1 protein-coding gene, 2 tRNA genes and 3 rRNA genes are annotated in these 5,913 nt (G+C 49.5%); all 6 read right to left on the bottom strand.

Going from position 1 to position 5,913, the window contains the following annotated elements:
* On the bottom strand, nt 1–126 hold a 126-nt coding region (locus tag ACTHTS_RS10740; RefSeq protein ID WP_440370015.1), incomplete at its 3' end, for a ComEA family DNA-binding protein.
* 299 nt (nt 127–425) lie between these two features.
* Nucleotides 426–539 (bottom strand): 5S ribosomal RNA (rrf, locus tag ACTHTS_RS10735).
* A 95-nt stretch (nt 540–634) separates the two neighbouring features.
* Nucleotides 635–3,523, bottom strand: a 23S ribosomal RNA gene (locus ACTHTS_RS10730).
* 348 nt (nt 3,524–3,871) lie between these two features.
* Nucleotides 3,872–3,947 (bottom strand) — tRNA-Ala (locus ACTHTS_RS10725).
* A gap of 5 nt (nt 3,948–3,952) precedes the next feature.
* Nucleotides 3,953–4,029 (bottom strand) — tRNA-Ile (locus ACTHTS_RS10720).
* Between the two features lie 105 nt (nt 4,030–4,134).
* Nucleotides 4,135–5,675 (bottom strand): 16S ribosomal RNA (locus tag ACTHTS_RS10715).
* Together the 16S, 23S and 5S rRNA genes with 2 tRNA genes alongside form the textbook arrangement of a ribosomal RNA operon.
* Between the last annotated feature and the right edge of the window lie 238 nt (nt 5,676–5,913).

Here is a 5,913-nt window from a genome sequence, read left to right as displayed (position 1 = left end):
CGCCTTAGCCGGACCGATACCCGGCAATGCCTCCAGTTCGGCAGAAGACGCGGTATTGATGTTCACGGCAGCTAAAGAGAACGCCGCACAGATGGCGGCAAACGCACCAAATAAAAATTTCTTCATCAGATTTTTTCCCATAACATGTTTGATTGAATCAGTCAGGAAGTCTACCGAATGGTTTTATTCCACTCTGTAAACACTGCACATCTGCAGATAGGGCAACAGCCCGTACCCACATAAATGCTTACGACATATTAACGCAAATATCGTTCAATTTCAAATATTCCAAACGGTTAACCGTAACTTTCGGTACTTTTGTTCAAGAATAACAACAGGTAATCATAATCCCCCTATCGCCAAATCGACAGAAACGACAGGCATGTAAAAAGCCCCCGACATCAGTCGGGGGCTTCGGAATGAGTGTTTGGCGGTGACCTACTTTCACATGGAAGAACCACACTATCATCGGCGCTGAGTCGTTTCACGGTCCTGTTCGGGATGGGAAGGCGTGGGACCAACTCGCTATGGCCGCCAAACTTAAACTGTTACAAATCGGTAAAGCCTTAATCAATTATTTGGTGATGACTGAATCAGTCAGTAAGCTTTTATCTTTTGAAGTTCTTCAAATGATAGAGTCAAGCCTCACGAGCAATTAGTATGGGTTAGCTTCACGCGTTACCGCGCTTCCACACCCCACCTATCAACGTCCTGGTCTCGAACGACTCTTTAGTGTGGTTAAACCACAAGGGAAGTCTCATCTTCAGGCGAGTTTCGCGCTTAGATGCTTTCAGCGCTTATCTCTTCCGAACTTAGCTACCCGGCTATGCAACTGGCGTTACAACCGGTACACCAGAGGTTCGTCCACTCCGGTCCTCTCGTACTAGGAGCAGCCCCCGTCAAACTTCCAACGCCCACTGCAGATAGGGACCAAACTGTCTCACGACGTTTTAAACCCAGCTCACGTACCACTTTAAATGGCGAACAGCCATACCCTTGGGACCGACTACAGCCCCAGGATGTGATGAGCCGACATCGAGGTGCCAAACTCCGCCGTCGATATGAACTCTTGGGCGGAATCAGCCTGTTATCCCCGGAGTACCTTTTATCCGTTGAGCGATGGCCCTTCCATACAGAACCACCGGATCACTATGTCCTGCTTTCGCACCTGCTCGACTTGTCGGTCTCGCAGTTAAGCTACCTTTTGCCATTGCACTATCAGTCCGATTTCCGACCGGACCTAGGTAACCTTCGAACTCCTCCGTTACTCTTTGGGAGGAGACCGCCCCAGTCAAACTGCCTACCATGCACGGTCCCCGACCCGGATTACGGGTCTGGGTTAGAACCTCAAAGACACCAGGGTGGTATTTCAAGGACGGCTCCACAGAGACTGGCGTCTCTGCTTCAAAGCCTCCCACCTATCCTACACAAGTGACTTCAAAGTCCAATGCAAAGCTACAGTAAAGGTTCACGGGGTCTTTCCGTCTAGCAGCGGGTAGATTGCATCTTCACAACCACTTCAACTTCGCTGAGTCTCAGGAGGAGACAGTGTGGCCATCGTTACGCCATTCGTGCGGGTCGGAACTTACCCGACAAGGAATTTCGCTACCTTAGGACCGTTATAGTTACGGCCGCCGTTTACTGGGGCTTCGATCCGATGCTTGCACATCTTCAATTAACCTTCCAGCACCGGGCAGGCGTCACACCCTATACGTCCACTTTCGTGTTAGCAGAGTGCTGTGTTTTTAATAAACAGTCGCAGCCACCTATTCTCTGCGACCCTCCAGGGCTTACGGAGCAAGTCCTTAACCTTAGAGGGCATACCTTCTCCCGAAGTTACGGTATCAATTTGCCGAGTTCCTTCTCCTGAGTTCTCTCAAGCGCCTTAGAATTCTCATCCTGCCCACCTGTGTCGGTTTGCGGTACGGTTCAATTCAAACTGAAGCTTAGTGGCTTTTCCTGGAAGCGTGGTATCGGTTACTTCATGTCCGTAGACACTCGTCATCACTTCTCGGTGTTAAGAAGACCCGGATTTGCCTAAGTCTTCCACCTACCGGCTTAAACAAGCTATTCCAACAGCTTGCTAACCTAACCTTCTCCGTCCCCACATCGCATTTGAATCAAGTACAGGAATATTAACCTGTTTCCCATCGACTACGCATTTCTGCCTCGCCTTAGGGGCCGACTCACCCTACGCCGATGAACGTTGCGTAGGAAACCTTGGGCTTTCGGCGAGCGGGCTTTTCACCCGCTTTATCGCTACTCATGTCAACATTCGCACTTCTGATACCTCCAGCACACTTTACAATGCACCTTCATCGGCCTACAGAACGCTCCCCTACCATGCCAGTAAACTGGCATCCGCAGCTTCGGTTATAGATTTGAGCCCCGTTACATCTTCCGCGCAGGACGACTCGACCAGTGAGCTATTACGCTTTCTTTAAATGATGGCTGCTTCTAAGCCAACATCCTGGCTGTCTGGGCCTTCCCACTTCGTTTACCACTTAATCTATCATTTGGGACCTTAGCTGGCGGTCTGGGTTGTTTCCCTCTTGACAACGGACGTTAGCACCCGCTGTCTGTCTCCCGAGGAACCACTTGATGGTATTCTTAGTTTGCCATGGGTTGGTAAGTTGCAATAACCCCCTAGCCATAACAGTGCTTTACCCCCATCAGTGTCTTGCTCGAGGCACTACCTAAATAGTTTTCGGGGAGAACCAGCTATCTCCGAGTTTGTTTAGCCTTTCACCCCTATCCACAGCTCATCCCCGCATTTTGCAACATGCGTGGGTTCGGTCCTCCAGTACCTGTTACGGCACCTTCAACCTGGCCATGGATAGATCACTCGGTTTCGGGTCTACACCCAGCAACTGTTCGCCCTATTAAGACTCGGTTTCCCTACGCCTCCCCTATTCGGTTAAGCTCGCTACTGAATGTAAGTCGTTGACCCATTATACAAAAGGTACGCAGTCACACCACAAGGGTGCTCCCACTGTTTGTATGCATCAGGTTTCAGGTTCTATTTCACTCCCCTCCCGGGGTTCTTTTCGCCTTTCCCTCACGGTACTGGTTCACTATCGGTCGATGATGAGTATTTAGCCTTGGAGGATGGTCCCCCCATATTCAGACAGGATTTCACGTGTCCCGCCCTACTTTTCGTACGCTTAGTACCACTATTGAGATTTCGAATACGGGACTATCACCCACTATGGTCAAGCTTCCCAGCTTGTTCTTCTATCTCGACAGTTATCACGTACAGGCTCCTCCGCGTTCGCTCGCCACTACTTGCGGAATCTCGGTTGATTTCTTTTCCTCCGGGTACTTAGATGGTTCAGTTCTCCGGGTTCGCTTCGCTTATCCTATGTATTCAGATAAGGATACCTCCTAAGAGGTGGGTTTCCCCATTCGGACATCGCGGGATCATAGCTTTATTGCCAGCTCCCCCACGCTTTTCGCAGGCTTACACGTCCTTCGTCGCCTATCATCGCCAAGGCATCCACCTGATGCACTTATTCACTTGACTCTATCATTTCAAGAACCTCTTTGACTTTGTTTACCTACCCGTTGACTAGGGAAGCAAACTTGAAATTCCTACTTTGATAAAGCTTACTGCTTTGTTGTGTCTTAATCCTGCCTTTTGTGTTTCAGGATTAAGTCGATACAATCATCACCCAAATACTGTGTTTGTTTTCTTTTCTCTTGCGAGAGATTTTTCATCCTTTGCAAAGAACAAAAAATCAAAACAAACTCATTGTCTTTGTTTGTTGATTTCGGCTTTCCAATTTGTTAAAGATCGATGCGTCGATATTTCACTTCGCAAATCAAAATAAGCTGCTAAGTATAGCAGGCTTCCTTTGATTTGTAAAGTTATTGGTGGAGGCAAACGGGATCGAACCGATGACCCCCTGCTTGCAAAGCAGGTGCTCTACCAACTGAGCTATGCCCCCGTTCTTGGTGGGTCTGGGAGGACTTGAACCTCCGACCCCACGCTTATCAAGCGTGTGCTCTAACCAGCTGAGCTACAAACCCGGATTCTCTTCTTAAGCGAATCTTGTCTTCACTCAAGCTTTTCTCTTCCACATCTTTTACAGTTTACCGATAAGTGTGAATGCATCAGACCTCTTCTTTCTCTAGAAAGGAGGTGATCCAGCCGCAGGTTCCCCTACGGCTACCTTGTTACGACTTCACCCCAGTCATGAAGCATACCGTGGTAAGCGGGCTCCTTGCGGTTACCCTACCTACTTCTGGTATCCCCCACTCCCATGGTGTGACGGGCGGTGTGTACAAGACCCGGGAACGTATTCACCGCAGTATGCTGACCTGCGATTACTAGCGATTCCGACTTCATGCACTCGAGTTGCAGAGTGCAATCCGGACTACGATCGGTTTTGTGAGATTGGCTCCACCTCGCGGCTTGGCTACCCTCTGTACCGACCATTGTATGACGTGTGAAGCCCTGGTCATAAGGGCCATGAGGACTTGACGTCATCCCCACCTTCCTCCGGCTTGTCACCGGCAGTCTCATTAGAGTGCCCAACTAAATGATGGCAACTAATGACAAGGGTTGCGCTCGTTGCGGGACTTAACCCAACATCTCACGACACGAGCTGACGACAGCCATGCAGCACCTGTGTTACGGCTCCCGAAGGCACTCCTCCGTCTCTGGAGGATTCCGTACATGTCAAGACCAGGTAAGGTTCTTCGCGTTGCATCGAATTAATCCACATCATCCACCGCTTGTGCGGGTCCCCGTCAATTCCTTTGAGTTTTAATCTTGCGACCGTACTCCCCAGGCGGTCAATTTCACGCGTTAGCTACGCTACTAAGCAATCAAGTTGCCCAACAGCTAATTGACATCGTTTAGGGCGTGGACTACCAGGGTATCTAATCCTGTTTGCTACCCACGCTTTCGAGCATGAACGTCAGTGTTATCCCAGGAGGCTGCCTTCGCCATCGGTATTCCTCCACATCTCTACGCATTTCACTGCTACACGTGGAATTCTACCTCCCTCTGACACACTCTAGTCACCCAGTTCAGAACGCAGTTCCCAGGTTGAGCCCGGGGATTTCACATCCTGCTTAAGTAACCGTCTGCGCTCGCTTTACGCCCAGTAATTCCGATTAACGCTCGCACCCTACGTATTACCGCGGCTGCTGGCACGTAGTTAGCCGGTGCTTATTCTTCAGGTACCGTCATCAGCTGTCGATATTAGCAACAGCCTTTTCTTCCCTGACAAAAGTCCTTTACAACCCGAAGGCCTTCTTCAGACACGCGGCATGGCTGGATCAGGCTTGCGCCCATTGTCCAAAATTCCCCACTGCTGCCTCCCGTAGGAGTCTGGGCCGTGTCTCAGTCCCAGTGTGGCGGATCATCCTCTCAGACCCGCTACTGATCGTCGCCTTGGTAGGCCTTTACCCCACCAACTAGCTAATCAGATATCGGCCGCTCGAATAACGCAAGGCCCGAAGGTCCCCTGCTTTCCTCCTCAGAGAATATGCGGTATTAGCTAATCTTTCGATTAGTTATCCCCCATTACTCGGTACGTTCCGATATATTACTCACCCGTTCGCCACTCGCCACCCAAGAAGCAAGCTTCTCTGTGCTGCCGTCCGACTTGCATGTGTAAAGCATGCCGCCAGCGTTCAATCTGAGCCAGGATCAAACTCTTATGTTCAATCTCTAACTTATAACTTCTGGTCTGCTTCAAAGAAACCGACAGGACAATGTCTAAAACATCATCTTGTCTGTCTTTCAAACAGTGTGAGGCCTAATGCACTCACACTTATCGGTAATCTGTTTTTTTAAAGAGCGAATCGAATTATACAGTACATTTAGCAAATGTCAACTAAAATTATCGAAAATTTTAACTAACTGTGTTATACTATCTGCTTCGTTTTCTTCACCGCGTCAGC

The organism is Neisseria sp. P0019.S003, assembly GCF_051957115.1.
GTDB classification, from domain to species: domain Bacteria; phylum Pseudomonadota; class Gammaproteobacteria; order Burkholderiales; family Neisseriaceae; genus Neisseria; species Neisseria flavescens_D.
The sequence above is the reverse complement of the archived record's forward strand: the minus strand, read 5'-3'. Positions and strand labels throughout refer to the sequence as shown.